Origin of the sequence: Amycolatopsis sp. NPDC051373, assembly GCF_040689465.1 — a bacterium.
Taxonomy (GTDB): domain Bacteria; phylum Actinomycetota; class Actinomycetes; order Mycobacteriales; family Pseudonocardiaceae; genus Amycolatopsis.
Map to the genome: position 1 here is coordinate 14,609 of NZ_JBFBAE010000016.1, position 25,140 is coordinate 39,748.

The window sequence follows — 25,140 nt, forward strand, 5'->3', positions numbered from 1 at the left end:
GGGCGAGTTGTTCATCGCGTGTCCTAGCGGGGGCGGGGCGGGCGGATTCCGCTGGGATAGCGCGCTGATCAAGGGTGGTGTTACGGCCTGTGGTCGAGATCACGGTGGGCGCGGAAAGTGCGCCACAGGACCGCGCCGGCGGAGGCCACCATCAGGGTGAACGCGATGGTGCCGACGACGATTGCCTGGGTCATGGAAAGAGATCCCTCCTCGTGGAACGTACGAAGAGGGGACGTCTCAGACCGCGGAAGGTGTCGCGACAGTAGGGCGCGTCACACGGTGAGCGCGGCGTCGATCTGGCCGGCGAGCGCGAAGTCCTTCGAGGTGAGGCCGCCTTCGGAATGGGTGGAGAGGCGGAAGGTCACCGTGCGCCAGCGGATGTCGATGTCCGGGTGGTGGTCGGCGGCCTCGGCGAGTTCGGCGACGCGGACGACGTAGGCCACGGCGTTCGGGAAGGAAGACAGGGTCACCGAACGGGTGATCGTGGCGCCGTCGCGCTGCCAGTCGGGCACGGTGGCCAGGGCGGACGAGATCTCGGAATCGCTCAGTAGTTGCGCCATGTGTCCAATGGTGAACCCGTTTGGGCTACGCTGCACGGTTGCCACGGGAGTCCGGTACGCCGGGCTGAGAGGCGGGTGCCCGAGACCCGCGACCGTTCGCACCTGATTCCGGATCATGCCGGCGCAGGGAGGCCTGCTCTCCTTGCTCACGGCGAAGTGCAGGAGGGCAGATGATTCCGCGGACCGCACGCACGGTGCTGGGCCTGGCCACGGTCACGGTGCTGGCGAGCGCGTGCTCGCTGTCCGGCGGCTCGGGCGGCGACGCCCAGCAGACCCCGACGGTCACGCTCGTCACCCACGACTCGTTCGTCGCGCCGCAGGACGTGCTCGACGCGTTCCAGCGCCAGTCCGGGATCAAGCTCAAGATCCTCAAGTCGGGCGACGCGGGGGAGCTCACCAACAAGCTGGTGCTCACCAAGGCCAACCCGATCGGCGACGTCGCGTTCGGCGTCGACAACACGTTCGCCTCGCGCGCGCTGAACGAAGGCGTCTTCCAGGCCTACACGAGCCCCGAGGCCGACCGCGGGCCGCAGCGGTACTCGGTGGACCCGCAGCACCGCCTGAGTGCCGTCGATGTCGGCGACGTCTGCGTCAACATCGACCCCGCGTACTTCGCGAGCAAGCACCTGCCCGAACCCAAGACGTACGACGACCTCGCCGACCCGAAGTACAAGGACCTCACCGTCGCCGAGAGCCCCGCCACGGCGTCGCCCGGGCTGGCGTTCCTGCTGGGCACCGTGGCGAAGTACGGCGAGCAGGGCTGGCACGACTACTGGGCCAAGCTCAAGGCCAACGGCGTCAAGGTCGACAGCGGCTGGGAAGAGGCCTATACGAAGAACTTCTCCGGCTCCTCGGGCAAGGGCCCGCGCCCGATCGTGGTCTCGTACGCGTCCTCGCCGGCCGCCGAGATCGGTGACGACGGCAAGCCGCGCACCAAGGCGCTGCTCGACACGTGCTTCCGCCAGATCGAGTACGCCGGCGTCCTCGCGAACACCAAGCAGGTGCCGCAGGCCCAGAAGGTGGTCGACTTCCTGCTCTCGCAGCAGTTCCAGGCGACGGTCGCGGCCAACATGTACGTCTACCCGGCCCGCGAGGGCGTCGACCTGCCCGCCGGCTGGGCCGCGGCCGCGCCGCTGCCGCAGGACCCCGCGACTCTGCCCGCCGACCAGATCCAGGCCGGCCGTGAGAAGTGGATCGGTGAATGGCGCTCGCTCATGGGCGCGTAACGCAGGCGCAGACCGCGCGCACGGCGGGCCTGGCGCTGCTCGGACTGCTGCCCGTCGCGTTCCTGGTCCTGTTCTTCGCCTGGCCGGTCGTCGCGATCCTCGGCCGCGGCTTCTCGGCGGGCGGCGTGGACACCGTCCTGGCCGACGCGCAGACGTGGCAGCTCGCCGCGTTCACGCTGGTCAGCGCCGCCGCTTCGACGGTCGTCGCCGTGGTCGCGGGGCTGCCGGTGGCGTATGTGCTCGCGCGCGTGAAGCTGCCGGGCGTCGGGCTGGCGCGCACGCTGGTGCTGGTGCCGTTCGTGTTGCCGACGGTGGTCGTCGGTCTCGCGTTCCGCGCGTTGTGGCCCGACGGCGGCGTGTTGCCGCTGGTCCTGGCGAACGCGTTTTTCAACGTCGCCGTGGTCGCCCGGACCGTGGCCGGGCTGTGGAGCCACCTCGACCCGCGGGCGACGGAGGCCGCCCGCGCGCTGGGGGCCTCGCCGTGGCGGGCCTTCCGCACGGTGACGTTGCCTGCGCTCGGCCCGGCCGTCGCGTCGGCCGCGGCGGTCGTGTTCCTGTTCTGCGCCACCAGTTTCGGCGTGGTGCTCATCCTCGGCGGCGGCCGCTACCGCACGCTCGAGACCGAGATCTATCTGCGCACGGTCGACCTGCTGGACCTCTCCGGAGCGGCCGCGCTGTCGCTCATCCAGTTCGCCGCCGTCCTCGCCGCGCTCGCACTCGGCGCGATGGCCCGACGCCGCCGCGAGAACGCCGTGAAGCTCAAGCAGTCCGCTCCCCGGCGGCCGAGAAAAGGCGAGTGGTGGACGGTCGGTGCCGCCACGGTCGTGATCGCGCTGCTGATGACGCCGATCGTCGCGCTGCTGGTGGAGTCGGTGTCCACACCGGACGGGTGGAGCCTCGCCGGCTTCCGCGCGCTCGCGAGCACCGGCACGGACGACGCGCTGCAGGTCAGCGGCTGGGTCGCCGCCAAGAACTCGCTCGCCGCGGCCACCGACGCGACGCTGCTCGCGATGACGGTCGGCGTGCTGGCCAGCGTGGTGCTCGTCGCCCTGCGACGCGCACCCGGCCGCCTCGCCCGCGGCATGGGCGAGACGATGGACGCCGCCCTCATGCTGCCGCTCGGCGTCTCCGCCGTGACGGTCGGCTTCGGTTACCTCGTGACGCTTGACGCGCTGCCCGGCGACCTGCGCACGTCACCGCTGCTCGTTCCGCTCGCGCAGGCGCTGGTGATCATCCCGCTGGTCGTGCGGATGATCCTGCCGGTGCTGCGCGCCGTCGACGTGCGGCTGCGCCAAGCCGCGGCCACGCTCGGGGCGAGCCCGGCGCGCGTGTGGCGCGAGATCGACCTGCCGCTCACCGCGCGTTCGCTCGTCGCGGCCGCCGGGTTCGGCTACGTGGTGGCGCTCGGCGAGTTCGGCGCCACGAGCTTCCTCGCCCGACCCGACGCGCCGACGCTGCCCGTGGCCGTCGCGACGCTCATCTCGCGCCCGGGCGAGCTCAACAACCAGATGGCGTACGCCGCGTGCGCGCTGCTCATGGTCGTGACGGTCGCGGCCGTCGCGCTGATCGACCGCTTCGGCTCCGTGCGCGGGCACGGCACGGTGGGGGAGTTCTAGATGGCGCTGGCAGTGCGGGACCTCACGGTCCACTACGGCTCGTTCGCCGCGGTGCGCGACGCGCACCTCGACATCACCGACGGCGAGGTGCTGGCCCTGCTCGGACCGTCCGGCTCCGGCAAGTCGACGCTGCTGCGCGCCATCACCGGCCTCGAGCCCATGACGTCCGGTTCCGTGAGCTGGGACGGCACCGACCTCGCCACCGTGCCCGTGCACCGGCGCGGGTTCGGGCTCGTTTTCCAGGACGGCCAGCTCTTCCCGCACCGCGACGTCGCCGCGAACATCGCGTTCGGCCTGCGCATGCACGGGATCCCCAAAGCGAAGCACCGAGCACGTGTCGAAGAGCTGCTGGAATTGGTGGGGCTCAAGGGATTCGAGCGCCGGCGCGTCACCGAGCTGTCGGGCGGCCAGGCCCAGCGCGTGGCCCTGGCCCGCGCTCTCGCGCCCGAACCGCGGCTGCTGCTGCTCGACGAGCCGCTCTCCGGCCTCGACGCGGGGCTGCGTGAGCAGCTGGCCATCGACCTCGCGGATCTGTTGCGGCGCAGCAAGATCACCGCGCTGCTGGTCACCCATGACCAAGAAGAGGCGTTCACGCTCGCCGACCGCGTGGCCGTGCTCGACGCCGGGGAGATCCGGCAGGAAGGCGCCGTGCGCTCGGTGTGGCGCAACCCGGCGGACGACGACGTCGCGAAGTTTCTCGGCGCCACGTCGTTCGTCGACGGGCTCGCCGCGGGCGGGGTCGTGCACACCGATCTCGGTGATGTCACGCTCCCGGAACCCGAAGACGGTCCGGTGCGGCTCGGCTTGCGGCCGCACGCGTTGCGGGTGGCCGAAACCGGCGTGACCGGCGAGGTGACGGCCGCGGTGCACCGCCGGGAGCACCTCAGGCTGGTCGTACGACTGTCCGAAAAGGACACCGTGGACGCCGTCGCCCCCGTGACGGCCGACTTGCGTGCGGGCGATCCCGTCCGGCTCGCACTGGACCCGGACGGGATCGCGATCGTCGGCTGAAATCCCTCGAGCTCAGCCGTCTCGAGTGGCGAGCCGGCCGTAAGCCAGCGACAGCCCCACGATGATGTAACAAGCCGCCCGCAACGCACCTTCGGTGAGCATCGAGCCCGAGATCGGATCGGTCAGCACTTCGGTCGGGGCCTCACCCCAGTTGCGCGTGAGCAGGAACGGGTGCAGCCAGTCGAGCGAGGTCAGGAACCCCAGGATCGTGAACACGATGTCGCCGGCCAGCACCGAGGCCACCACGAGCATCGGGTGTTCCGTCCAGCTCGACACGGCCAGCGCGACCGCGCCGACGGCCCACAGCTGCAGCACGATCCAGCCCGCCACCAGCAGGATCCGGCCCAGCGCCGCGCCGAGCGACAACGTCGTGCCCGACAGCGTGAACAGCGATCCGGTGCCGTTGATGATCAGCCCGGTCACCACGCCCGTGACGCACATGGCCAGCACCGCGACCACGCACACGACCGCCACGCCGATGGCCTTCACCACCAGCAGCCGGCCGCGGCTGACCGGGGCGACGAGCCACGCGCGCAACGTGCCGTGGGCGGCTTCGCCCGCGAGCGCGTCGGCGCCGGCCATGGCCGAGGCCAGCGGCAGCAGCAGGGCCAGCGTCATCGTCAGCGCGGCGATGGGCAGCACCAGCGCGTTGTTCACGGCCGACGCGAGCAGCGCCGCGTCGCCGTCGGCCGGGCCACCGTCGGGCCCGCTGTCGCCGACGAGCGTGAGGCCGATGCCGATCACGATCGGCACCACGGCCAGTAGCGCGAGCACGGCCAGCGTGCGCGGGCGCCGGAAGATCCAGCGCAGCTCGGCCGCGACGAGCCGCGGCAGCGGCACCGTGTCGTGGCCGGTGCGGCTCACGGGTGCCGTGAGCGTCGCGGTGGTCATGCCGCCTCCGCGGAAGTGAGTACGTCGGCGGTGGTCATGCTTCCCCCTCGGATTCGGCGCCGGCCGGGTTCTCAGCGCCTTCGGTGAGCCGCGCGAACAGGTCCTCCAGCCCGGTTCGCGCGCGAGTCGCCTCGTGCACCTCGACGCCGGCGCCCACGAGCACCTGCAGCACCCGCGGCGCGGGCGTGGCGGTGAGGTCCGCGCGGACACCATCGGGCGTCAGCCGGGCCCCAATGCGGTTCTCCCGCAACACTTCCACGGCGTGTTCCGCGTCGGGCGTGCGCACGAGCAGCGCCGCGTTGCCCGACTCCAGCAGCTCGGCCAGCTCGCCCTGCGCGACGACGTTGCCCGACTGCAGCACGGCGACGTGGGTGCACGTCGCCTCGACCTCGGCGAGCAGGTGCGAGGACACGAGCACGGTGCAGCCGTCGGCGTGCAGCTCGCTGATGATGCGGCGGATCTCGCGCGTGCCGGCGGGGTCGAGGCCGTTGGTCGGCTCGTCGAGGATCACCATCCGGCGCGGCACGAGCAGCGCCGCGGCCAGCCCCAGCCGTTGCTTCATGCCGAGCGAATAGCCCTTGTACCGGCGGCGCGCGGCGACCGTGAGGCCCACGCGTTCCAGCGCCCCGTCCACGGCCGCGGGGATCGCCCCCGACGCCAGCCGCGGCTCGGCTGCGGCGAAGCGCAGCAGGTTGTCGCGCCCGGAGAGGAACGGGTGGAAGCCCGGGCCCTCCACCAGCGCGCCGACGTCGGGCAGCGCGTGCGGCGCGCCGTCGGGCATCGGCCGGCCGAGCAGCTCGACCTCGCCCTCGGTGGGCCGCACGAGGCCCAGCAGCATGCGGATCGTGGTCGTCTTGCCCGAGCCGTTGGGCCCGAGCATCCCGAGCACGGCCCCTTCGGGCACGTCGAGGTCGACGTGGTCCACCGCGACCGTGCCGCGGTAGACCTTGCGCAGCCCGCGCGTGCGCGCGGCGAGCGGGACCGCCGGGGCGGACACCTCCTCGGAGATGCCCGCCCCGGCTACCAGCGCGCTGGTCGTGTCGGTCACTTCTGGCCCAGCGCCTCGTACAGCACCTGCTCCGGCACCGCACCGGCGGCGAACCGCCCGTCGTCGGTCAGCACCGCGCCGCCGACCTTGGTGGTGAACAGGTAGCCGCTGCCCCAGGTGCCGTTCACGCGCTTGGCGAAGCGGCTGAGCAGCTGCTGCGGGTCGGCGCCCCGGCCCTCGGCCCCGGAGGCACCCGCCGGCTTCTTGCCGGACAGCGCGTCGGCCGGCACCTTGCCCGTGATCACGGTGTCCCAGCCGTCACCGACGAGCTTGGTGTCCTGCATGGCCTCGTCGGCCTTCGCCTTGGTCTGGTCGTCGACCTTCGCGGTCTTCTCCGTGACCTTGGCGCCCTGCGGCGGGGTGAAGGTGAACAGGTCGGCCGGCTGCGGCGCGAACTTCACCTCGTCGAACGCCACCTGCAGCGCCGGCGCCGTGGTTCCGTTGCTCAGCACGGAAAGCCGCAGCGGCATGCGCGTCTGCGAGTCCACGGCCACGCGGATTTCGCGCAGCAGGGTGCGTTCGGTCGGCTTCGGCGTGAAGACCAGCTCGTAGGCCGGGCGGTCGGCGACGTTCGCCGTGCCGTCCACGGAGACGGTGCTGTTCTCGCGCACCTTGGCCAGCAGTTCCTTGGTCGCCGTGGCCGGGTCGGCCATCTCGCCGGCACCCATGTCGTGCTTCGTGGCGACCTCGGCCGGGATAGTCGTCTTCGTGGCCGAGTTGTTGCTGGAGTGGTAGTCCCACACCGTGGTGCCGTCGCGGACGATCGTCTCCGGCGAAGCGCCGTTGGTCAGCGAGATCTTGGCCTTGCCGGTGCCGTCGCTGAACACGTGCGCGGAGTCGACGTTCAGCGCGCTCATCCCCGGGATCGCGCCGCCGGCGGCGCCCATCGCGGGCAGGCCGAGGTCATTGCTCACGCTCACGGTGCCGTCGAACGGACCGGGGTTGGCCGTCATCACCGACTGCACGAGGTCTTCGGCGCTGATCGCCGGCAGCTTCGGCGCGTCGCCGGCCGAAGCCGGCATCGCGACCACCACGAGCCCCCCGACCCCCAGAGCGGTGCCGACGACGGCCGCGGTGATGGCCTTCTTCTTCGGATCCATGTCGTCTCTCCCTGTGTTTCCGAGCCCCAGTGTGCTCGGCTCCCGGAACCGACGCTTCTCTCTCGAGGCTGAGATTCCCCTGAATGCTCGGCCTCCGCGGCTGAGATCGCGCTGAGAGGTCGCGCACGACCTGCGCAAACCGGCCATGATGAAACTCGTGAAACCTCGGGTGCTGGTGGTCGACGACGAGCCGGGCGTGCTCAAGGCGCTGCAACGCGGCCTGCGCGCGGAGGACATGGACGTGGTCACGGCGGCCGACGGGCCGTCCGGGCTGCGGCTGGCGCGCACGGGCGCGTTCGACGTGGTGCTGCTCGACATCATGCTGCCCGGCCTGTCCGGCTATCGCGTGCTGCAGCAGCTGCGCGCGGAGAACGTGACGACGCCCGTCCTGCTCGTGTCCGCCAAGGACGGCGAGATCGACCAGGCCGACGGGCTCGACCTCGGTGCCGACGGTTACCTCGTGAAGCCGTTCTCCTTCGTCGTGCTGGTCGCGCAGGTGCGCGCGGTGCTGCGGCGCGCCGGGCCCGACGCTTCGCGCGGCACGCTGCGGCTCGGTTCGCTGGAGGTGGACCGCGCATTGCGGCAGGTGCGCTGGGACGGCACTGAGGTACCGCTGTCGCCGCGGGAGTTCGGGCTGTTGGAGGTGCTCGTGAGCCGCGCCGGCACGGTCGTCACGAAGGACGAACTGCTGCGCGCGGTCTGGGGCGAGGAGCAGGCCGTGACGCGCAACCTCGTCGAGGTCTACGTCGGTTACGTGCGGCGCAAGCTCGACGCGGTCGGCGCGGGCGCGCTGCTGCGGACCGTGCGCGGCCACGGTTACCTCGCGTCCGACGCGCAGCTGGACGAGGTCATGTGATCGGCACACCGTCCTGGTGGCGGGGCCGTTCGCTGCAGGTCCGGATCACGGTGCTGGCCACCACGATCACGCTCGCCTGCCTGCTCGGACTCGCCACGCTTGCCGCCAGCCGGCTCGAGCCGCTGCTCGTCGACTCCGTGGATCACGAGCTCAGGGCGGCACTCGGGCCCGCGTCGGCCTCGGTCGCGGCGGGCCGGCCGCCGGCGGGCGCGGATCCGGTTTCGGTGCGCGTGCTGGACATCTCGGGCGCGCCGGTCGACGGTCAGCCACGGCCGCCGTTGAGCGGCGACGCGATCGGGCAGCTCAAGGCGGGCGTGCCCGTGCAGACGGATGGCGACCGCTGGCGAGGCCAGGTCGTGAGCGGGCCGGACGGCAGCCAGCGGCTGGTCGTCGCGGGCGCGGGCCTCGTCGGGTTCGCCGCGGCCGTGCACTCCGGCGGGTTGTGGCTGGTGATCGTCGCGCTGGTCGGCGCCGTGCTGGCGGGGCTCGCGACGTGGCTGGTGGTGCGCTTCGCGCTTCGGCCGGTGGCGCGGATGCGCGGCCTGGTGCGCTCGTTGCCGCCGGGTTCGCGGCTGCCGCTGCCGACGTCGCACGACGAGCTGCGCGCGCTGGCCGAGGAGTTCAACGCGCTGCTCGCCCGCCAGGAAGAGGTGAGCAGCCGCCTTCGCCGCTTCACCGGCGACGCGGCGCACGAGCTGCGTTCGCCCGTCGCGTCGATCCGCGTGCAGGCCGAGGTCGCCGTGACGAACCCGGATCCGGAGCTGGCGCAGGAGACGCTCACGGACATCCTCGCCGAGGCCGAACGCCTGTCGGCCCTGCTCGACGGCCTGCTGTCGCTGGCCCGTTCCGACGCCGGCGAGGTGCCACCATCCGAGCCGGTGGAGCTGGTCACGGAGGTGCGGGCGGCCGTGCACCGGCTGCCGGCCGGCGCGCCCGAGGCGCGGGTGAGCGCTGCCGTCGCGCAGGCGTGGGCGCTCGCGACGCACTCGGAGGTGGAGCTCGTGCTCGACAACCTCCTGCGCAACGCCTGCCGCTACGCCACCGGCCAGATCGTGGTGTCCGTGCTTGCCTCGCGCTCCGACGTCCGCGTGGTCGTGGACGACGACGGGCCCGGCATCGCGCCCGAGCACCGCGCCAAGGTGTTCGACCGCTTCTACCGCGTGGCCGACGACCGTGCCCGCTCGTCCGGCGGAACCGGCCTGGGCCTGGCAATGGTCGCCGAGGCCGTGCGCCGGCGGGGCGGGCGCGTACGCGTGGGGGAGTCGCCGGACGGCGGTGCGCGCTTCGAGGTCAGGTGGCGTGCGGATCGGGCCGCGGCAACCGGGTGAACGCCGTGCGGGACACTGGGCCGATGGACGGGGTCATCGTCGGGGCGGCGCTGGTGCGCGACGGGAAGTTGCTCACCCAGCAGCGGGCGTGGCCGCCGCACCACGCGGGACAGTGGGAGTTGCCGGGCGGGCGCGTCGAAGAAGGCGAGACCGACTCGTACGCGCTGGCTCGCGAGTGCCAGGAGGAGCTCGACGTCGCCGTCACGGTGGGCGGGCGCGTCGGTGACGAGGTGCCGCTGCCGGGCGGGAAGGTGCTGCGCGTGTACTCCGCCGCGCTGATCTCCCCGGGCGACGAACCGCGCGCGGTCGAGCACACGGCCTTGCGCTGGGTCGGGCCGGACGAGCTCGACGACGTCGACTGGCTGCCGGCGGACCGCGGGTTGATCCCGGCGTTGCGCGCGTTGCTGATCAGCTGACGTTCTGCCGTGGCAGGGGCGGGTTTCCCTTGTGTGTCAAGGAAAACCCGCCCCTGCTCTTCAGCCGGCGCCAATCAGGCGCAGCGCCGAGGACAGCCGGTGGTCGCCGCGCTCGGCGGCGCGGATGGCGCCGGCCTTGCGGACGCGTTCGAGCTCCGCCGTGTCGGCGAGCAGGGCCATCGTGCGTTCACGAACCGGGCGCAACTCTTCGATCACGGCGTCGGCGACGGCGTCCTTGAGCACGCCGTAGGACGGGTACTCGTCGGCCAGCCGGTTCGGATCGCGGCCGGTGCAGGCGGCGAGGATGTCCAGCAGGTTCGCGATGCCCGGCCGGCTTTCCGGCGCGTACGCGGGCACGGACCCGCCGTCGGTGCGCGCGCGACGGATCTTGCGGCGCACCTGGTCCGGCTCGTCGAGCACGAAGACCACGCCCGCGGCGTCGTGCGCCGACTTGGACATCTTGCGCGTCGGCTCGGCCAGGTCCTTCACGCGCGCGCCCGTGGGCGGCAGCACGGCCCGCGGCACGGTGAACACCTCGCCGTAGGTCGTGTTGAACCGCCTGGCCAGTGTGCGGGCGAGCTCCACGTGCTGGCTCTGGTCCTCGCCGACCGGCACGTCGGACGCGCCTTGCAGCAGGATGTCCGCGGCCATCAGCACGGGGTAGGTGAGCAGGCTCAGCCGGACGCCGGCCTGGCCCTTCGCCTTCTCCTTGAACTGGATCATCCGCGCGGCCTCGCCGTAGGAGCAGGTGCACTCGAGGATCCACGTCAGCGCGCCCAGCTCCTTCGCGATGTCGGACTGCACGAACACGCGCTCGGGGTCCACGCCTGTCGCCACCATCACGGCGAGCTGCTCCGTCGCCAGGGCGCGCAGCTTCGCGGGGTTGTGCGCGGTGGTCATCGCGTGCAGGTCGGAGACGAAGAACAGGTCGTCGGGCTCGCTGTCGGACGCGAAGCGGCGCAACGCGCCTAGGTGGTTGCCGAGGTGCACGTGGCCGGACGGGGTGATGCCGGATAACTGGACCACTGGGGTTCCTCTCCTGGGTGTGTGCCCCGGGAGGAGACCCGCCTGATAAGCGAGAAGGCCGCCCACCGGGGCGGCCTTCGCTGGAGTTCAGCGCAGAGCAACGGGGCCGCCGGAGGGCGGCCACCACTGGGTGCTGTGCGCGAACATGGTGAACACCTTAGAACACTTGCGGGTGCTCATGTGCGGAACCGGGTTTACCGTCGAGACATGTTCGTCGTCTTGCTCACCTACACCGCGCCCATCGAGGAGATCGACCTGGCGCTGCCGGACCACGCCGAGTGGCTCGGTAAGCAGTACGACCACGGTCATTTCCTGGCCTCCGGCCGCCAGAACCCGCGCACGGGCGGCGTCATCATCACGCGTCCGATGGCTCGCGGGAAGCTCGACGCCATCCTGGCCACGGACCCCTTCGCGACGCAGCACCTCGCGCACTACGAGGTGATCGAGTTCTCACCGACGAAGACGGCACCCGAGTTGCGCCTGGTCAACGAGGCCGTGGCGCACTGATCAGGGCGTTCGGCGGCAGGAGATTTCGGTCACGCTGAACGGGCGAACGGGCCGTCGTGGGGAGAAGCCGGGCCGCGAACGGCGGGTGAAACCTCTCGGAACTGTCGCCGCCGGGAAAGAAACGCTCAAGCCGCCTTCGCAAGGTCCGTTTTCGCCTTCTTCAACGCGAGAACCGGACACTTCTTGCACCTCGAGGACGACCGGCAGCACTTCTTCTTCACCTTGCCGGCCTTCATCAGCTTGCGGACGACCCCGGCTGGGGTGTCCGGCTGCTTCTTGTCCTTTTTGCCCACGGTGGGCTCCCACGTCCTCGGCGGCACTTCCTGAGTGTTCAGGTTAGGTGAGCCTAACCGATCATGGGGCGTGGCGGTCCTCACACTTCGGCAACAGGTATCCTTATGAAGTCCGCGTGTGGCCAAAGCCGGTCACGATGCCGGTTGAGGTGGCGAAGCCGTTTTGGTGGAGGCCACCGCTGGGCCCGCGACGCGGCCACCCACCCGCCTTCGTAGTTCAGGAGTCTTCGCGTGCCCGCAGCCAGCGCCACCGCAGTCGAAACCGGCCGCGCGTCCGGTAAGACCCGGCCCGACCTGCGCAACGTCGCCATCGTCGCACACGTCGACCACGGCAAGACGACCCTGGTCGACGCCATGCTCCGCCAGTCCGGCGCCTTCGCCGAACGCGCCGAGCTCGTCGACCGCGTCATGGACTCCGGTGAGCTCGAACGCGAAAAGGGCATCACCATCCTCGCGAAGAACACCTCCATCCACCGCCAGACGCCCGACGGTCAGGTCACCATCAACGTGATCGACACCCCGGGTCACGCCGACTTCGGCGGCGAGGTCGAGCGCGGCCTGGCGATGGTCGACGGCGTGGTGCTGCTCGTCGACGCGAGCGAGGGCCCGCTGCCGCAGACCCGCTTCGTGCTCCGCAAGACCCTTGAAGCCGGCCTGCCGGTGATCCTGCTGGTCAACAAGACCGACCGCCCGGACGCCCGGATCGCCGAGGTCGTGGAAGAGACCCACGACCTGCTGCTCGAGCTCGCGAGCGACATCGAGAACGCCGACCACGACGCGATCCTCGACCTGCCCGTGGTCTACGCCTCGGCGCGCGCCGGCAAGGCGAGCCTGGAGCAGCCGGCCGACGGCGAGATCCCCGAGAGCGAGAACCTCGACCCGCTGTTCGACACCCTGCTGCGCCACGTGCCGCCGCCCGCCGCGGACCTCGACGCGCCGCTGCAGGCGCTGGTCACGAACCTCGACGCGTCCAACTTCCTCGGCCGCATCGCGCTGATCCGCATCCACGCCGGCAAGCTGCGCAAGGGCCAGACCGTGGCCTGGATGCGCGAGGACGGCACGGTGCAGAACGTGCGCATCTCCGAGCTCCTCGTCACCGAGGCGCTCACCCGCGTGCCGGCTCTGGAGGCCAGCGCCGGTGAGCTCGTGGCCATCGCGGGTATCCCCGACATCACGATCGGTGACACGCTGGCCGACTCCGAGACCCCGGTGGCGCTGCCCCGGATCACGGTCGACGAGCCCGCGATCTCGATGACCATCGGCGTGAACACCTCGCCGCTGGCGGGGCGCAACGGCGGCGACAAGGTCACCGCGCGCCTGGTGAAGGCGCGTCTGGACCAGGAGCTGATCGGTAACGTCTCGATCCGCGTGCTGCCGACCGAGCGCCCCGACACCTGGGAGGTCCAGGGCCGTGGCGAGCTGGCGCTGGCCATCCTCGTCGAGCAGATGCGCCGCGAGGGCTTCGAGCTGACCGTCGGCAAGCCGCAGGTGGTGCTGCGCACGATCGACGGCAAGCTGCACGAGCCGTTCGAGCGCCTGTACATCGACTCGCCCGAGGAGCACCTCGGCGCGATCACCCAGCTCCTCGCGGCGCGCAAGGGCCGCATGGAGGACATGAGCGGCAACGGCAGCGGCCGGATCAAGCTCGAGTACGTGCTCCCGTCGCGCGGCCTGATCAGCTTCCGCACCGACTTCCTCACCGAGACCCGCGGCACCGGCATCGCGAACCACGTGTTCGAGGGTTACTTCCCGTGGGCGGGCGAGATCCGCACTCGTCACAGCGGCTCGTTGGTCGCCGACCGCACCGGCCCCGTCACCGCGTACGCGATGATCCAGCTGGCCGACCGCGGCACCTTCTTCGTCGAGCCGGGCGCAGAGGTGTACGAGGGCATGGTCGTGGGCGAGAACCCGCGCTTCGAGGACCTCGACATCAACATCACCAAGGAGAAGAAGCTGACCAACATGCGTCAGTCCTCCGCCGACGTGATGGAGACGCTGGCCCGCCCGCGCAAGATGGGCCTGGAAGAGGCGCTGGAGTTCTGCTCGGTCGACGAGTGCGTCGAGGTCGCGCCGGAGGTCGTGCGCGTCCGCAAGGTCACGCTGGACATCAACACCCGCGCCAAGGAGCGTTCGCGCGCCAAGAGCCGCGACAACGGCTGACAGTTCTTCTCGAAAGGGCGCCTCTCCCCTCGCCGGGGCGGGGCGCCCTTCGGCGTTCACGGGCGGGTCGCGCGCCGGTCACGATGCCGCGCCGCTGATCACGAACGGGAACCAGGCGGGGTTCCCGCACGTCCACCGGTTGGCGGTATCCACTCCGGTGTCGGCCGGTCCGGCCGGATGTGGGAATCTCGGTGCCGAGCAGCCTCTGGCGTGGCAGCATGTCGGCTCGGACCGCGGGAAATCGGGAGGGTACGCGTGCGGATGGGACGCAAGGCGGCGCCGGTGCTGGCGCTCGCGGGGGCGCTTCTCGCCGCGTGCTCGAACACTCCACCGCCTCCGGTGGTGACCGCGGCGCCGACGTCGAGCACCCCGTCGCAGCCCACGGCGTCGCAGATCGTGGTGGGCGTCGACGACGTGGTGGGCGGCTACAACCCGCACACGCTCGCGGACTCGTCCACGGTCACGTCCGCGCTGTCGCAGCTGCTGCTGCCCTCGGTGTTCCGCCAGTCCGACGACGGCAAGCGCACGCTCGACAAGACGCTGATGACCTCGGCCGAGGTCGTGTCGCAGATGCCGTTCACGGTGAAGTACGAGATCCGCCCCGAGGCCTCCTGGTCCGACGGCGCGCCGATCGCCACCGAGGACTTCACCTACCTCGCCGACGCCATGAAGTCGCAGCCCGGCGTGATCGAGCCTGCCGGCTACCGGCTCATCAGCGACATCGAGTCGCGCGACGGCGGCAAGGGAGTCGAGGTCACCTTCAGCAAGCCGTACCCGGCCTGGCAGACGCTGTTCGACAACCTGCTCCCGCAGCACCTGCTCAAGGACTCCCCGGGCGGCTGGCAGGCCGCGCTGGCGACGAGCTTCCCGGCCGTGGCGGGACCATTCGCGATCAAGGCCATCGACACCGCCCGCGGCGAGGTGACGCTGCAGCGCAACGACCGCTACTGGGACAAGCCCGCGGCCGTCGACACGCTGATCCTGCGCCGCTCCGACCCGTCAGGCATCGCGACCGCGCTGCGCAGCGGCAACGACCAGTTCTCCCTCACCCGCACCGACGCCAACGGCCTGCAGTTGCTCAACGACCTTGGCTCCGCTGTGAAGCTCACAACGCTGGCGCGGCCCATGGAGGCCACCGTCCTGCTGCGACCTGTGAGTGCGGTGCTGTCCGACACGCAGGTGCGCCAAGGCGTCGCGGCCCTGCTCGACCGCGGCAAGCTCATCACGGCGGGCGCCATGGGCGGCCCCGCCGCCGCCCTGAAGGCCGACGCGCAGGTCCTCCCGCCCACCGGCGCCGGCTACGCGCCCACCATCCCGGCCGGCCCGCCCGCCGCGCCGGATCCGACGAAGGCCGAGGGTTACTTCAAGGCCGCCGGCTACACCAAGGAAGCCGGCGTGTGGCGCAAGGGGACCAAGACGTTGTCGCTGGTCATCGCCTCGCCGGGCGAAGAGGAGCCCTACGCGTCGATCGCGAAGGAGCTCTCGGACGAGCTCATCGCCGGCGGCGTGCAGGTCAACACCATCACACCCGAGCCGCGCGACTTGTTCTCGACGCTGCTCGCGATGCCGGTGCTCAACGGCCAGCAGCAGGCCGGCCCGGACGCGAACGGCAACGTCGGCGTCGACATCGCCGTGGTCCCGCAGCCTGTCGGCGGCGACCCGGCCACGGTGCTCGCGTCCACCTTCGGCTGCGCCCCCGACCAGGCCACGGCCGACCCGACCAAGGCCATCGTGCCCGCCAACTCGGCCGGCCTGTGCAACGAAGGCCTCCAGGCCTCGATCGACTCGGCCCTCACCGGCTCGACGACGCTGGCGGACGCGCTGAAGACGCTCGAACCGCAGCTCTGGTCGGCCAACGTGGTGATCCCGCTGTTCCAGGAAGCCGAGACCCTGGCCGTCGGCAAGGGCATCTCCGGGCTGACGCCGGGGCCGCCGATGCTGGGGCCGTTCGGCTCCGCGGTGAACTGGACCCGCGGCACGAGCTGACCACCTGGCGGTCGCCGGTCAGCGCAGCCGATCCGCGATCTGCTGGAGGCCTTGCCGGATCAGCTGCCCGTACTCGTCGTCGCCGAGCGCGCTGATCGTCGCTTGCGCTTCGCGCAGGTGCGCACGGGCTCGGTCGAGGTCTCCGAGCTTGCGGTGGCACTCGGCCAAATTGAGGTGCAACGACGGAGACAACCCGGCCGCAGACAGCGTCAGTCCGGCCTCCGCCATGCGGGCGTCGGTCAGCCGCCCGGGGGCCGCCAGTGCGCGCTCGTCCCAAAGCAGTTCCTGTCGAACGTCGTCCTGCACGTCGGCCATCGAGTGCGCGAGCGTGCACCGGTGCAGCGGATCCCCTTGCGCACCACCGATTTCGGCCCAGATCTCGGCGAACACCCGGCGCGCGCCTTCCCGGTCGCCGCTGTGACCGAGCTGCACCGCCTCGCCGATTCGGGTGAGCGTGGGGTCCGTGATCACGGGTTACTCCTTTGTCTCACAACGAAAACGCCCCGGCGCGCGCAAGCGGCACCGGGGCGTTTCTCGTCAAGACGGACTCAGATCAGCTGCAGGCTCTCCGCGAAGTGGCACGCCGTCGGGTGGCCCTGGCCGTGGTCGATCAGCAGCGGCTCTTCCGTGCTGCACTTCTTGCGGCCCGCGTCGTCGATCTCGTTGGCGAACTTCGGGCAGCGGGTGCGGAAGCGGCAGCCCGAGGGCGGGTTCGCGGGGCTGGGCACGTCGCCGGTGATGACGATGCGCTGGCGGGTGCGTTCCTTGCGCGGGTCCGGCACCGGGATCGCCGAGATCAGCGCCTGGGTGTACGGGTGCGTCGGGCTGTTGAAGAGGTCCTCGGCCTCCGCGGTCTCCACGATCTTGCCGAGGTACATCACCGCGATGCGGTCGGACACGTGGCGCACGACCGACAAGTCGTGGGACACGAACAGGTACGACAGCCCGAGCTCGGCCTGCAGGTCCTTCAGCAGGTTGAGCACGCCGGCCTGGATCGACACGTCGAGCGCCGACACCGGCTCGTCGAGCACCAGCACCTTCGGCTTGAGCGCGAGCGCGCGGGCGATGCCGATGCGCTGGCGCTGGCCGCCCGAGAACTCGTGCGGGAAGCGGTTGCCGTGCTCCGGGCGCAGGCCCACGGTCTTCATCAGGTCACGGACCTGCTGGCGGCCGCCGTCTTCGTAGAGGCCGTGGATGCGCAGCGGTTCGGCGATGATCTCGTTGACCGGCAGCCGCGGGTCCACCGAGGCGTACGGGTCCTGGAACACGATCTGCATGTCGCGCCGCAGACGCTGCAGCTCGCGCTTCGACAGCTTCGCCAGGTCGCGGCCTTCGTAGGTGACCTTGCCGTCGGTGAGCGGCTGCAGGGCCAGCGCGATGCGGGCGGTGGTCGACTTGCCGCAGCCCGACTCGCCGACGAGCGCGAGCGTCTCGTGCGGGTAGATGTCGAACGACACGCCCGACACGGCCTGAACCGCTCCCGTGGTGCGGCGGATGACTCCGCCGCCGCGGATCGGGAAGTGCTTGACCAGGTTCTGGGCGGAGAGGACGGGCGTCCGGGTCGCCGTAACCTCGCTCATCAGATCTTCTCCGTGTCGGTCGCGGCGTCGACGGTGACCGGGACGGCTGCCGTGTCGGCCGAGGTGGCGCTGAACAGCTCGGCCGGGTCGCGGCCGATGACCTGCTCGGTGAAGTGGCAGGCCGCGAACTGCGAGCCGGGGCCCGCCACCAGGGGCGGTTCCTCCTTGTCGCAGATGTCCTGCGAGATCGGGCACCGCGGGCTGAACGGGCAGCCCGGCGGCATGTTCTGCGTGGCCGGCGGGGAGCCGGTGATCGGCGTGAGCCGTTCGGTCTTCACGTCGAGGCGGGGCAGGCTGCCCAGCAGGCCCAGCGTGTACGGCATCCGCGGCGTGTAGAAGATCTCGTCGACGGTGCCGGACTCGACGACCTTGCCCGCGTACATCACGTGCACCCGGTCGGCCTGGCCGGCGATCACGCCGAGGTCGTGGGTGATCAGCACCATCGCCGCGCCCGTCTCCTTCTGCGCCGCCTGCAGCGCTTCGAGGATCTGGGCCTGCACGGTCACGTCGAGCGCCGTGGTGGGCTCGTCGGCGATGATCACGTCCGGGTTGTTGGCCATGGCGATCGCGATCACCACGCGCTGGCGCATACCGCCCGAGAGCTGGTGCGGGTACTCGTCCGCGCGCTGCTTCGGGTTCGGAATGCGGACCAGGTCGAGCAGGTCGATCGCCTGCTTCTTGGCCACGTCCTTGCGCACGTTGTGGTGCGCGGTGATCGCCTCGGCGATCTGGTCGCCCACGGTGTACACGGGGTTCAGCGAGGTCATCGGGTCCTGGAAGACCATCGCGATGCCCTTGCCGCGGACCTTGTTGAGCTCTTTCTCGCTGGCCTTCAGCAGCTCGACACCGCCGAAGCGGATGGAGCCGGAGATCCTGGCGGTGCGCGGCAGGAGACCCATCACGGCCATCGACGTCACGGACTTGCCGGAGCCGGACTCGCCGACGATCCCGAGCACCTCGCCGCGCTGCAGGTGGTAGCTCACGCCGCGCACGGCGTTGACCACGCCGTCGTCGGTCGGGAACTGGACGGTCAGGTTCTCCACCGTGAGGACGGGATCACCGCCATGGCCATTGGACTCGTACTCGGTCATGCGCGCACCTTCGTCTGCTGGGGGTCGAACGCGTCGCGCAGGCCGTCCCCGATGAAGTTGATCGTCAGCGCGATCAGGATGATGAAAACGCCCGGGAAGTAGAACAGCCACGGGCGGGTGTCGACCGCTGTCTGCGCGGTGCTGACAAGCAGGCCGAGCGACGTGTCGGGCGCGGTTACGCCGAAACCGATGAACGACAGCGCGGTCTCGAGCAGGATGCCGATGGACACCAGGATCGTCAGGTTCACGATGATCGCGCCGAGGGCGTTGGGCACCAGGTGCCGGAAGATGATCCGCGCGTCACTCGCGCCGAGCGCCTTGGACGCTTCGACGAACTCCTTTTCGCGCAAGGAGAGCACGACACCACGGGCGACGCGGGACACGTAGGCCCAGTACAGGCCGGCGATGACCACCGCGATCAGCCACCACGTGCCACCCACCTGGTGGGCCAGCACCGCGGCCACGGCGAGCAGCGGCAGCGTCAGCACGAGGTCGGCGATGCGCATCAGCACCGTGTCGATCCAGCCGCGGTAGTACCCGGCGATCGAGCCCCAGATGGTGCCGACGATCGTCGCGAAGATCGCGATGAGCACGGAGATCTGCAGTGAGATCTGGGTTCCGCGCATCACCTGGGCCAGCGTGTCGTGCCCGACGGCGTCGGTGCCGAACGGGTGCGTGCCCGACGGCGGCGCGGAGTTGTCCTCGGTGATGGTCGCCGGCGTGAACTTCCAGACCAGCGGGCCGATGTAGGCGAACAGGACGATCAGGATGAACACGATGAGGCTGATCATCGCCAGCCGGTGCTGCAGGAAGCGCTTGAAGACCAACTGGGCCTGGCTGCGTTCCTTGACCGTGAACTCGCGCTCGGGAACGGTGTCCGGCTGGGTCGCGACGTCGAGGCGGGAGTCCGCTCCGGTCGGCAGTTCTTCGGTCGTCGATTCGTCACGCATAGCGGATCCTCGGGTCGAGCAGGCCGTAGAGCAGGTCGGCGATGAGGTTGAGCAGGATGATGAACGTGGCGGCGATGAGCAGCCACGCCTCCACGGCGTAGACGTCGCTCTGCTTGATCGCGGTCAGCAGGAACGTACCCGCGCCCTGCCATTGGAACACGGTCTCGGTCACCACGGCACCGCCGAGGATCGCGCCGATGTCCAGGGCCGTCACGGTCGTGAGCGGGATGAGCGCGTTGCGCAGCGCGTGGCGGCGGGTCACCGTCCAGCGGGGCAGGCCCTTCGCGCGGGCCAGCCGCACGTAGTCCGAGTTGAGGACTTCGAGCATCGACGCGCGCTGGAAGCGGCTCCAGGCCGCGTAGCTCGTCAGCGCGAGCGAGATGGTCGGCAGGATCAAGTGGCCGGCGACGTCACCGAGCTGTGCTCCGAACCCGTCGGGTGTGATCACCGACGAGGAGCCGATCGTGTAGAAGATCTGGTCGCCGACCGAGGTGTTGATCCCGATGCCGATCTGCTTCAGCACGATGGCGAACCAGAACGACGGCATCGACAGGAACAGGAAGCCGAAGAAGGTCGCGGTGTAGTCGAACTTCGAGTACTGGCGGGCCGCGCTGATCACGCCGATGATCACGGCGAGGATCACGGCCACGATCATGGCCAGCACGATCAGGCGCAGGGTCACGCCGAAGCGGACGAAGACCTCGTGGCCGATGTTCAGGTTCGACTGCACCGACGGGCCGAAGTCACCGCTGAAGACACCGGTGATCCAGTGCCAGTACCGCTCGAAGATCGGCTGGTCGAGGTGCAGGCGGATCCGCTCGAGCTCGATCGTCTGCGGGGGTGGCGGCGGGTTTCTCTGGATCAGGTAGCTCAACGGGTTGGCCGAGAGCGACACCATCACGAAGACGAGGAACGTCGACACGATGAGGATCGGCACCGAGACGAAGAGCCGGCGCAGTGCGAAGGCAAGCATGGAGGTCTTCCTGCTCTGGTGGTTCTGCCGTGGCCCGCCGCTTGTGGTGGCAGGGCCGAGGCGACGAGAGAGGCAAATCTGGAGTTCGGGATGAAGCGGACTTGACGGTTCGGACATGCGGTGAGGGGCCGGCGATGTGCCGGCCCCTCACCGGTTGTCCTGCGTGAATCTACCCGCGAATCTACCGGGTGGTGATCACTTGCGGAGGCCCCACTCCGCCATGTTGTAGACCGGGGCGTCGAGCGTCGAGTTGTTGCGGATGTTCCCGATCTTGTCGGACGAGGCGATGAAGGTCGGCTTCTGGTACAGCGGAAGCACGTACGCGTCGTCGGACATGATCTGGTCGGCCTGGTTCAGCAGGTCCGTGGCCTTGGCCTGGTCGGTCTCGGTGTTGGCCTGGGCGATCAGGCTGTCGACCTGCGGGTTGGAGTACTTGCCGTAGTTGCTGCCCTGACCGGTGACCCAGTTCTGGACGGCACCCGCGAACGGGAACGGCGAGGACACCCAGGCGAACACGATGATGTCGTAGTCGCCCTTGGTGGTGGTGTCACCGAGGTCGTCGGTCGGCGAGACGTTCACGGTGATGCCCAGCTGCTTGGCGGCCGCGGCGAACAGCTCGCACTCGTCCTGGCGGATCTGGTTGCCGACGGTGTAGCGGATCCGGTACGGGCCGACGTTCTTGCCCGACGGGTCCTGCAGCTGCGTGCCGTTGAGCTTGTAGCCGGCGTCCGTGAGCAGCTTCTTCGCCTTGTCGATGTCACCAGTGCCCTGGCCGGTCGACGAGACGACGTCCTTGAAGCCCGACTGCTGCGGCATGAAGTTGTGGTTGTTCAGCGGCTCGACCTTGTTGGTGAACTGGCCGACCGTCTTCGCGATCATGTCCTTGCGGTTGATCGCCGTGAACATCGCCTGACGCAGCGCCTTGTTGTCGAGACCCGGCGACTTCAGGTTGAAGTCGAAGTGCTCCCAGGTCAGGCCGAGGCCGATGTAGGAGGAGATGTTCGGCATGTTCTTGACCTGGTTCACGAGGTCGACCTGCGGCTGCGGGTAGATGACCTGGACCTCGTTGTTCTGCAGGGCCGTCGGCTCCTGCGTGGCGTCGGTGATGACGCGGAAGATCACGCTCGACAGGTGCGGCTTGGCGCCCCAGTACTTGTCGTTCGGGACCTCGGTCACCGACTGGTTGTTCACGAACTTCGAGATCTTGAACGGACCCGCGGTCCAGGTCGGCACGGTGTCGCCGAACCACTTGTACGACGAGGCGAGGCCGGCCGGGGTCTTGGTGTCACCGTGCTGGGCGGCCAGGTGCGCCGGGTACATCGCGCCCGAGGAGCTCCACAGCTGGCGCCAGTCGGTGAACGGCTTGGAGAAGGTCGCGGTCACCGTCTTGCCGTTGTCCGAACCGACGACCGAGGAGACCTGGTCGTAGCCCGAGGTCGTGGCGGCCTGGCAGTCGGGGCAGTCCTTGCCGTTCTGGACCTTCCAGTTGTAGATGAAGTCGTCGGCCGACACCGGGGTGCCGTCGTCCCAGGACGCCTTCGGGTTGATCTTGTAGACGACCACCTGCGGGTTGGTGCTGGTGACGTCCGCGGACTCCACGAAGTCCTTGTTCAGGACCGGCTTGAGGTCCGGCGTCGCGTAGAAGGTGTAGGGCAGGATGCCCTTGGTGACCATGCCCGTCTCGAAAACGTTGCCCTCGGCCGAGGTCACGTTCCAGTTCGGGATGTTCTTCTCGATGGCGTACGTGACGTCGCCGCCCTGCTGCAGCTGGTCAGCCTGGACCGTGTTGCAGCTGTTCGGGTTCTTGTCGCAGTCGGCGAATGCCTGCCCGGTCTGCACCGCGCTGTTGCCGCCGCCGCCACCGCCACACGCGGAGAGCAGAAGGGCCGCACCCGCGACGAAGGCACCGAGCTTCGCGGCGCGCGACCTTGTCGTCACTAACATTCATTCTCCTTGCTCGACGCCGTCGCGGGTTTGCGAGGCGACCTCTTCCTGACCGCGAGCTTCGATGTAATCGAGTTCGCTCACCGTAGTCGTGCAACCTAGGCAGTGGACAGCCGTCAAAACTATCGATCCGGACACTCTGAGTGAGATCGTGATGGAACAGCAATCTCGTCTTGCCTATCTCCACCACGGGTTCTGCGGTTGATCGACTACTCACGGTAGCTAATCTTCGATCATCGCAGTCCTCGTTCGGGGACGGCCACGGCTCGGTGGGTCATTCGGCTCGGGGGACAATAACCGACGCCATGCTCTTTGTGGACCCCGCGAATGGACTAGTCACACAGCCGTGACGAACCGGAAGTGACAAGGAATTAACCTGATCTCGTGAACGGTGGCGACCGTTTACCGGAGTGCGGGCCGGAGGGCGTGTCCCACCCTTTCCGGGGCGGTCCCGCGAGGTGGGCGGAACCCCTGCCGCGGAACGTTCCGGGATCGGGAACGGCGGGGCCCCGGCCCCGCGGGCGGAGTTCATTAACCTGGTGTCGTGATCCGAAAGCTCCTGCTCGTCCACGCGCACCCCGACGACGAGACCATCACGACCGGCGGCGCCATCGCGCGGTACGCCGCCGAAGGCGCCGAGGTCGCCGTGGTCACGTGCACTCTCGGCGAGGAAGGCGAGATCGTGCCGCCGCGGCTGGCGCTGCTGGCCTCGGGTGCCGCGGACCAGCTCGGCGGCTACCGCTCGGGCGAGCTCGCGGCCGCCTGCGCCGCCCTCGGCGTGACGCGCCACGAGTACCTCGGCGGGATGGGCCGCTGGCGCGACTCGGGCATGGCCGGCACGCCGGCGGCCGAGCACCCGCGCGCGTTCGCCGGCGGCAGCCTCGACGAGCAGGCCGCCCAGCTGGCCGAGCTGCTCGACGAGCTGGCGCCCCAGGTGGTGGTCAGCTACGACTCCTTCGGCGGCTACGGCCACCCCGACCACATCCGCGCCCACGACGTCACCATGGCGGCGGCACCGCGCGCGGCCTCGGTCGAACGCGTCTTCCACGTGGTGCACTCCCGGGCTGCAGTCGACGCGGGGCTCGCGCGGCTGCGCTCGAATGGCGGCTCACCATTCCGGGTACCCGAAGACGACGAGCTCCCCGGCACCGCGGATGAGAAGGTCACGACCGTGCTCGACACCTCGGCCCACCTGCCGGCGAAGATCGCGGCCCTGCGCGCCCACGAGACGCAGCTGACGGTCGTCGACGGAGAGATCGCGCACTTCGCCCTCACCAACGACATCGCGCAGCCGATCCCGCCCGCCGAATACTTCGTGCTCGCCCACGGCGGCGCGGCCGGCGCGGACACCGACCTGTTCGGAGGGCTGTGACGTGCCGGCCCCGCTGAGCCCCGATCAGCGCTTGATGCTGGTGGTGCTGTGCCTGGACGCGCTGCTGCTGGCGTTGCTCGAAGTGTTCTTCCTGCCGCTGCGCGTCGGCGCGCTCGGGGAGGTGCCACTGCCGCTGACGGCGCTCGTCGGCGCCGTCACGACGCCGTGGCTGGTGCTGGCGGCTGCGAAGCTCGTGCGGCCGGGGTTGTCGTGGGGGCCGCTCGTGGTGTGGGTGGTCGTGGTCTTCGCCATCGGCTTGGCCGGACCCGGCGGCGATCTCGTGCTCGTTCAGGACTGGCGGGCGATCCTGCTGCTCGGCGCGAGCGCGCTGCCGGCGGCGCTCGTGCTCGGCGGCGGGCTCGGCCGCGCGGCCTCGGCGAAGGGCAAGCTCCGTGGCTGAGGCCATTTCGGACCGTCAGGTCGTGGCGGTGCTGCGCCCGTTCGTCCGGGCCTGCGCGCCGATGCTCGACGCGCTGCGCGAGTCGGACCCGTTCGGCCTGCGGGCGCGGGCCCGCAAGACCGAGGCGGCCGAGGAGTTCGGCGACGACGGTTTCAAAGAGAAGGTGCTCGGCGCGCTCACGTCGGTGAAGGTTCCCGGCACCGCGGCGTGGGCCGGCATGGACATCGACGCGCGCTGCGGCTGGTGGGTCAATCGCGTCGGCCGGCTCACGTCGGCGCTCACCTCGATCCCGGGCCTCGGTGGCGCGCTCGCCGACCGGCTGCCGGTGCAGGACACGCTCGGCGCCGCGTCGCAGGGGCTGCTGCTGTGCGCGATCGCGGGGGAGTACGGCGTGACCGATGTCGGCAGCCGGGTGCGGCTGATCGCGTCGGTGCTGTTCGAGCGAGACCTCGACCCGGTGCTCGCCGCGGGCAAGCCCGCCGACGAGTCCGCAGAGGACAGTGCGGCGGCGCGGCTCACCGAAGAACTGACGGAATCCGAACGCGCCCACGGCAAGGTGACGGTGAAGGCCGTCGCCGGGACACTGTGGCGGCTCGGCCGGTCACTGTGGGGGATCACCGAGGAGCTGGAGAAGCGCCCGCGCGGCCGCTTCTACCACCGGGCCCTCGGGCTGGTCCCGGTGGTCGGCGCGGCGGGCGACTACCTCGGCGAGCGCTGGGGGCTCAAGCAGATCTGGAAGCGCGCGCACGGCTGGCTGATGGCCAACTCGCACTGGGCTTCTTTTTCTTGAGCTGAACCGCCTGAAC

Annotated in this window: 24 protein-coding genes and 1 riboswitch; of the genes, 12 read left to right on the forward strand and 12 right to left on the reverse strand. The window is 70.2% G+C overall.

What is annotated here, in order from left to right:
- Window positions 1-272: 272 nt before the first annotated feature.
- Window positions 273-560 (reverse strand): 4a-hydroxytetrahydrobiopterin dehydratase, encoded by a 288-nt coding sequence (locus tag AB0383_RS28215; RefSeq protein ID WP_360594286.1) that lies wholly within the window; start codon window positions 558-560, stop codon window positions 273-275.
- Window positions 561-593: 33 nt separating this feature from the next.
- Window positions 594-707: riboswitch (TPP riboswitch) on the forward strand.
- A gap of 23 nt (window positions 708-730) precedes the next feature.
- Here AB0383_RS28215 and AB0383_RS28220 point away from each other — a divergent pair.
- Genes AB0383_RS28220 through AB0383_RS28230 form a run of 3 tightly spaced genes read left to right on the forward strand, consistent with a single transcriptional unit; the run spans window position 731 to window position 4,413 of the window.
- Window positions 731-1,786 carry a thiamine ABC transporter substrate-binding protein gene (locus tag AB0383_RS28220; protein WP_364172162.1) on the forward strand — a complete coding sequence of 352 codons (1,056 nt, stop codon included), beginning with the start codon at window positions 731-733 and terminating at the stop codon, window positions 1,784-1,786.
- Entirely contained in the window at window positions 1,762-3,402 is a 1,641-nt protein-coding gene (locus AB0383_RS28225; RefSeq protein WP_364172160.1) for an iron ABC transporter permease, read from the forward strand. Before AB0383_RS28220 ends, AB0383_RS28225 begins: the two co-directional genes overlap by 25 nt.
- Window positions 3,403-4,413 carry an ABC transporter ATP-binding protein gene (locus tag AB0383_RS28230; RefSeq protein WP_364172158.1) on the forward strand — a complete coding sequence of 337 codons (1,011 nt, stop codon included), beginning with the start codon at window positions 3,403-3,405 and terminating at the stop codon, window positions 4,411-4,413. It begins immediately after the preceding gene.
- A gap of 12 nt (window positions 4,414-4,425) precedes the next feature.
- On the opposite strand, the gene AB0383_RS28235 is transcribed toward AB0383_RS28230, so the two are convergent.
- From AB0383_RS28235 to AB0383_RS28245, 3 genes are read right to left on the reverse strand one after another with little or no spacing between them, the layout of a single operon-like run.
- Window positions 4,426-5,304, reverse strand: coding sequence for an ABC transporter permease subunit (locus tag AB0383_RS28235; protein WP_364172156.1), 879 nt, complete (start codon window positions 5,302-5,304; stop codon window positions 4,426-4,428).
- Window positions 5,305-5,338: 34 nt separating this feature from the next.
- Window positions 5,339-6,352 carry an ABC transporter ATP-binding protein gene (locus AB0383_RS28240; RefSeq protein ID WP_364172154.1) on the reverse strand — a complete coding sequence of 338 codons (1,014 nt, stop codon included), beginning with the start codon at window positions 6,350-6,352 and terminating at the stop codon, window positions 5,339-5,341.
- Window positions 6,349-7,452 (reverse strand): outer membrane lipoprotein carrier protein LolA, encoded by a 1,104-nt coding sequence (locus AB0383_RS28245; RefSeq protein ID WP_366188972.1) that lies wholly within the window; start codon window positions 7,450-7,452, stop codon window positions 6,349-6,351. Before AB0383_RS28245 ends, AB0383_RS28240 begins: the two co-directional genes overlap by 4 nt.
- 145 nt (window positions 7,453-7,597) lie before the next feature.
- Here AB0383_RS28245 and AB0383_RS28250 point away from each other — a divergent pair, with 145 nt between their 5' ends.
- From AB0383_RS28250 to AB0383_RS28260, 3 genes are read left to right on the forward strand one after another with little or no spacing between them, the layout of a single operon-like run.
- Window positions 7,598-8,308 (forward strand): response regulator transcription factor, encoded by a 711-nt coding sequence (locus AB0383_RS28250; RefSeq protein WP_360594300.1) that lies wholly within the window; start codon window positions 7,598-7,600, stop codon window positions 8,306-8,308.
- On the forward strand, window positions 8,305-9,636 hold the full coding sequence (locus tag AB0383_RS28255; RefSeq protein ID WP_366188973.1) for an ATP-binding protein: 1,332 nt from the start codon (window positions 8,305-8,307) through the stop codon (window positions 9,634-9,636). The genes AB0383_RS28250 and AB0383_RS28255 overlap by 4 nt, the downstream gene beginning before the upstream one ends.
- A 23-nt stretch (window positions 9,637-9,659) precedes the next feature.
- Window positions 9,660-10,052, forward strand: coding sequence for a (deoxy)nucleoside triphosphate pyrophosphohydrolase (locus AB0383_RS28260; protein WP_285972604.1), 393 nt, complete (start codon window positions 9,660-9,662; stop codon window positions 10,050-10,052).
- Between the two features lie 60 nt (window positions 10,053-10,112).
- Here AB0383_RS28260 and trpS read toward each other — a convergent pair whose 3' ends face one another.
- Complete coding sequence (trpS, locus tag AB0383_RS28265) at window positions 10,113-11,078, reverse strand: tryptophan--tRNA ligase (protein WP_364172146.1); 966 nt, start codon at window positions 11,076-11,078, stop codon at window positions 10,113-10,115.
- 207 nt (window positions 11,079-11,285) lie between these two features.
- Between trpS and AB0383_RS28270 the strand changes: the two genes are divergently transcribed.
- Window positions 11,286-11,585, forward strand: coding sequence for a YciI family protein (locus tag AB0383_RS28270; protein ID WP_220244063.1), 300 nt, complete (start codon window positions 11,286-11,288; stop codon window positions 11,583-11,585).
- Between the two features lie 125 nt (window positions 11,586-11,710).
- Here AB0383_RS28270 and AB0383_RS28275 read toward each other — a convergent pair whose 3' ends face one another.
- Window positions 11,711-11,878: a hypothetical protein gene (locus AB0383_RS28275; RefSeq protein ID WP_220247896.1), complete on the reverse strand. Its 168-nt coding sequence runs from the start codon at window positions 11,876-11,878 to the stop codon at window positions 11,711-11,713.
- A 231-nt stretch (window positions 11,879-12,109) separates the two neighbouring features.
- On the opposite strand from AB0383_RS28275, the gene typA reads away from it, so the two are divergent.
- Together typA and AB0383_RS28285 are read left to right on the forward strand one after the other, a co-directional pair.
- Window positions 12,110-14,038, forward strand: coding sequence for a translational GTPase TypA (gene typA, locus AB0383_RS28280; protein WP_364172144.1), 1,929 nt, complete (start codon window positions 12,110-12,112; stop codon window positions 14,036-14,038).
- 261 nt (window positions 14,039-14,299) lie between these two features.
- Entirely contained in the window at window positions 14,300-16,024 is a 1,725-nt protein-coding gene (locus tag AB0383_RS28285) for an ABC transporter family substrate-binding protein (protein ID WP_364172142.1), read from the forward strand.
- Between the two features lie 18 nt (window positions 16,025-16,042).
- Here AB0383_RS28285 and AB0383_RS28290 read toward each other — a convergent pair whose 3' ends face one another.
- From AB0383_RS28290 to AB0383_RS28315, 6 genes are all read right to left on the reverse strand, one after another.
- The gene (locus AB0383_RS28290) at window positions 16,043-16,495 is read right to left on the reverse strand and encodes a hypothetical protein (protein WP_364172140.1); all 453 of its coding nucleotides are present in this window, start codon (window positions 16,493-16,495) and stop codon (window positions 16,043-16,045) included.
- A gap of 77 nt (window positions 16,496-16,572) precedes the next feature.
- Window positions 16,573-17,604, reverse strand: a complete 1,032-nt coding sequence (locus AB0383_RS28295) for an oligopeptide/dipeptide ABC transporter ATP-binding protein (RefSeq protein ID WP_364172138.1) — start codon at window positions 17,602-17,604, stop codon at window positions 16,573-16,575.
- A complete protein-coding gene (locus AB0383_RS28300) occupies window positions 17,604-18,695 on the reverse strand; it encodes an ABC transporter ATP-binding protein (RefSeq protein WP_364172136.1) in 1,092 nt (363 codons plus the stop codon). The genes AB0383_RS28295 and AB0383_RS28300 overlap by 1 nt, the downstream gene beginning before the upstream one ends.
- Window positions 18,692-19,645 (reverse strand): ABC transporter permease, encoded by a 954-nt coding sequence (locus tag AB0383_RS28305; RefSeq protein ID WP_364172134.1) that lies wholly within the window; start codon window positions 19,643-19,645, stop codon window positions 18,692-18,694. Before AB0383_RS28305 ends, AB0383_RS28300 begins: the two co-directional genes overlap by 4 nt.
- Window positions 19,638-20,618, reverse strand: coding sequence for an ABC transporter permease (locus AB0383_RS28310; RefSeq protein ID WP_364172132.1), 981 nt, complete (start codon window positions 20,616-20,618; stop codon window positions 19,638-19,640). Before AB0383_RS28310 ends, AB0383_RS28305 begins: the two co-directional genes overlap by 8 nt.
- 195 nt (window positions 20,619-20,813) lie before the next feature.
- Complete coding sequence (locus tag AB0383_RS28315) at window positions 20,814-22,562, reverse strand: ABC transporter family substrate-binding protein (RefSeq protein ID WP_364172130.1); 1,749 nt, start codon at window positions 22,560-22,562, stop codon at window positions 20,814-20,816.
- A gap of 544 nt (window positions 22,563-23,106) precedes the next feature.
- On the opposite strand from AB0383_RS28315, the gene mshB reads away from it, so the two are divergent.
- From mshB to AB0383_RS28330, 3 genes are read left to right on the forward strand one after another with little or no spacing between them, the layout of a single operon-like run.
- Window positions 23,107-23,934 (forward strand): N-acetyl-1-D-myo-inositol-2-amino-2-deoxy-alpha-D-glucopyranoside deacetylase, encoded by an 828-nt coding sequence (mshB, locus tag AB0383_RS28320; protein ID WP_364172128.1) that lies wholly within the window; start codon window positions 23,107-23,109, stop codon window positions 23,932-23,934.
- Window positions 23,935-23,968: 34 nt separating this feature from the next.
- Window positions 23,969-24,334: a hypothetical protein gene (locus AB0383_RS28325; protein ID WP_364172607.1), complete on the forward strand. Its 366-nt coding sequence runs from the start codon at window positions 23,969-23,971 to the stop codon at window positions 24,332-24,334.
- A complete protein-coding gene (locus AB0383_RS28330; protein ID WP_366188974.1) occupies window positions 24,327-25,124 on the forward strand; it encodes a hypothetical protein in 798 nt (265 codons plus the stop codon). Before AB0383_RS28325 ends, AB0383_RS28330 begins: the two co-directional genes overlap by 8 nt.
- Window positions 25,125-25,140: the final 16 nt, after the last annotated feature.

Coding starts and splice junctions, on each gene's coding strand:
- AB0383_RS28215 (WP_360594286.1), bottom strand. CDS start 560: ATGGCGCAACTACTGAGCGATTCCGAGATCTCGTCCGCCCTGGCCACC.
- AB0383_RS28220 (WP_364172162.1), top strand. CDS start 731: ATGATTCCGCGGACCGCACGCACGGTGCTGGGCCTGGCCACGGTCACG.
- AB0383_RS28225 (WP_364172160.1), top strand. CDS start 1,762: ATGGCGCTCGCTCATGGGCGCGTAACGCAGGCGCAGACCGCGCGCACG.
- AB0383_RS28230 (WP_364172158.1), top strand. CDS start 3,403: ATGGCGCTGGCAGTGCGGGACCTCACGGTCCACTACGGCTCGTTCGCC.
- AB0383_RS28235 (WP_364172156.1), bottom strand. CDS start 5,304: ATGACCACCGCGACGCTCACGGCACCCGTGAGCCGCACCGGCCACGAC.
- AB0383_RS28245 (WP_366188972.1), bottom strand. CDS start 7,452: ATGGATCCGAAGAAGAAGGCCATCACCGCGGCCGTCGTCGGCACCGCT.
- AB0383_RS28250 (WP_360594300.1), top strand. CDS start 7,598: ATGATGAAACTCGTGAAACCTCGGGTGCTGGTGGTCGACGACGAGCCG.
- AB0383_RS28260 (WP_285972604.1), top strand. CDS start 9,660: ATGGACGGGGTCATCGTCGGGGCGGCGCTGGTGCGCGACGGGAAGTTG.
- AB0383_RS28270 (WP_220244063.1), top strand. CDS start 11,286: ATGTTCGTCGTCTTGCTCACCTACACCGCGCCCATCGAGGAGATCGAC.
- AB0383_RS28285 (WP_364172142.1), top strand. CDS start 14,300: ATGGGACGCAAGGCGGCGCCGGTGCTGGCGCTCGCGGGGGCGCTTCTC.
- AB0383_RS28295 (WP_364172138.1), bottom strand. CDS start 17,604: ATGAGCGAGGTTACGGCGACCCGGACGCCCGTCCTCTCCGCCCAGAAC.
- AB0383_RS28300 (WP_364172136.1), bottom strand. CDS start 18,695: ATGACCGAGTACGAGTCCAATGGCCATGGCGGTGATCCCGTCCTCACG.
- AB0383_RS28305 (WP_364172134.1), bottom strand. CDS start 19,645: ATGCGTGACGAATCGACGACCGAAGAACTGCCGACCGGAGCGGACTCC.
- AB0383_RS28310 (WP_364172132.1), bottom strand. CDS start 20,618: ATGCTTGCCTTCGCACTGCGCCGGCTCTTCGTCTCGGTGCCGATCCTC.
- AB0383_RS28315 (WP_364172130.1), bottom strand. CDS start 22,562: ATGTTAGTGACGACAAGGTCGCGCGCCGCGAAGCTCGGTGCCTTCGTC.
- AB0383_RS28325 (WP_364172607.1), top strand. CDS start 23,969: ATGCTGGTGGTGCTGTGCCTGGACGCGCTGCTGCTGGCGTTGCTCGAA.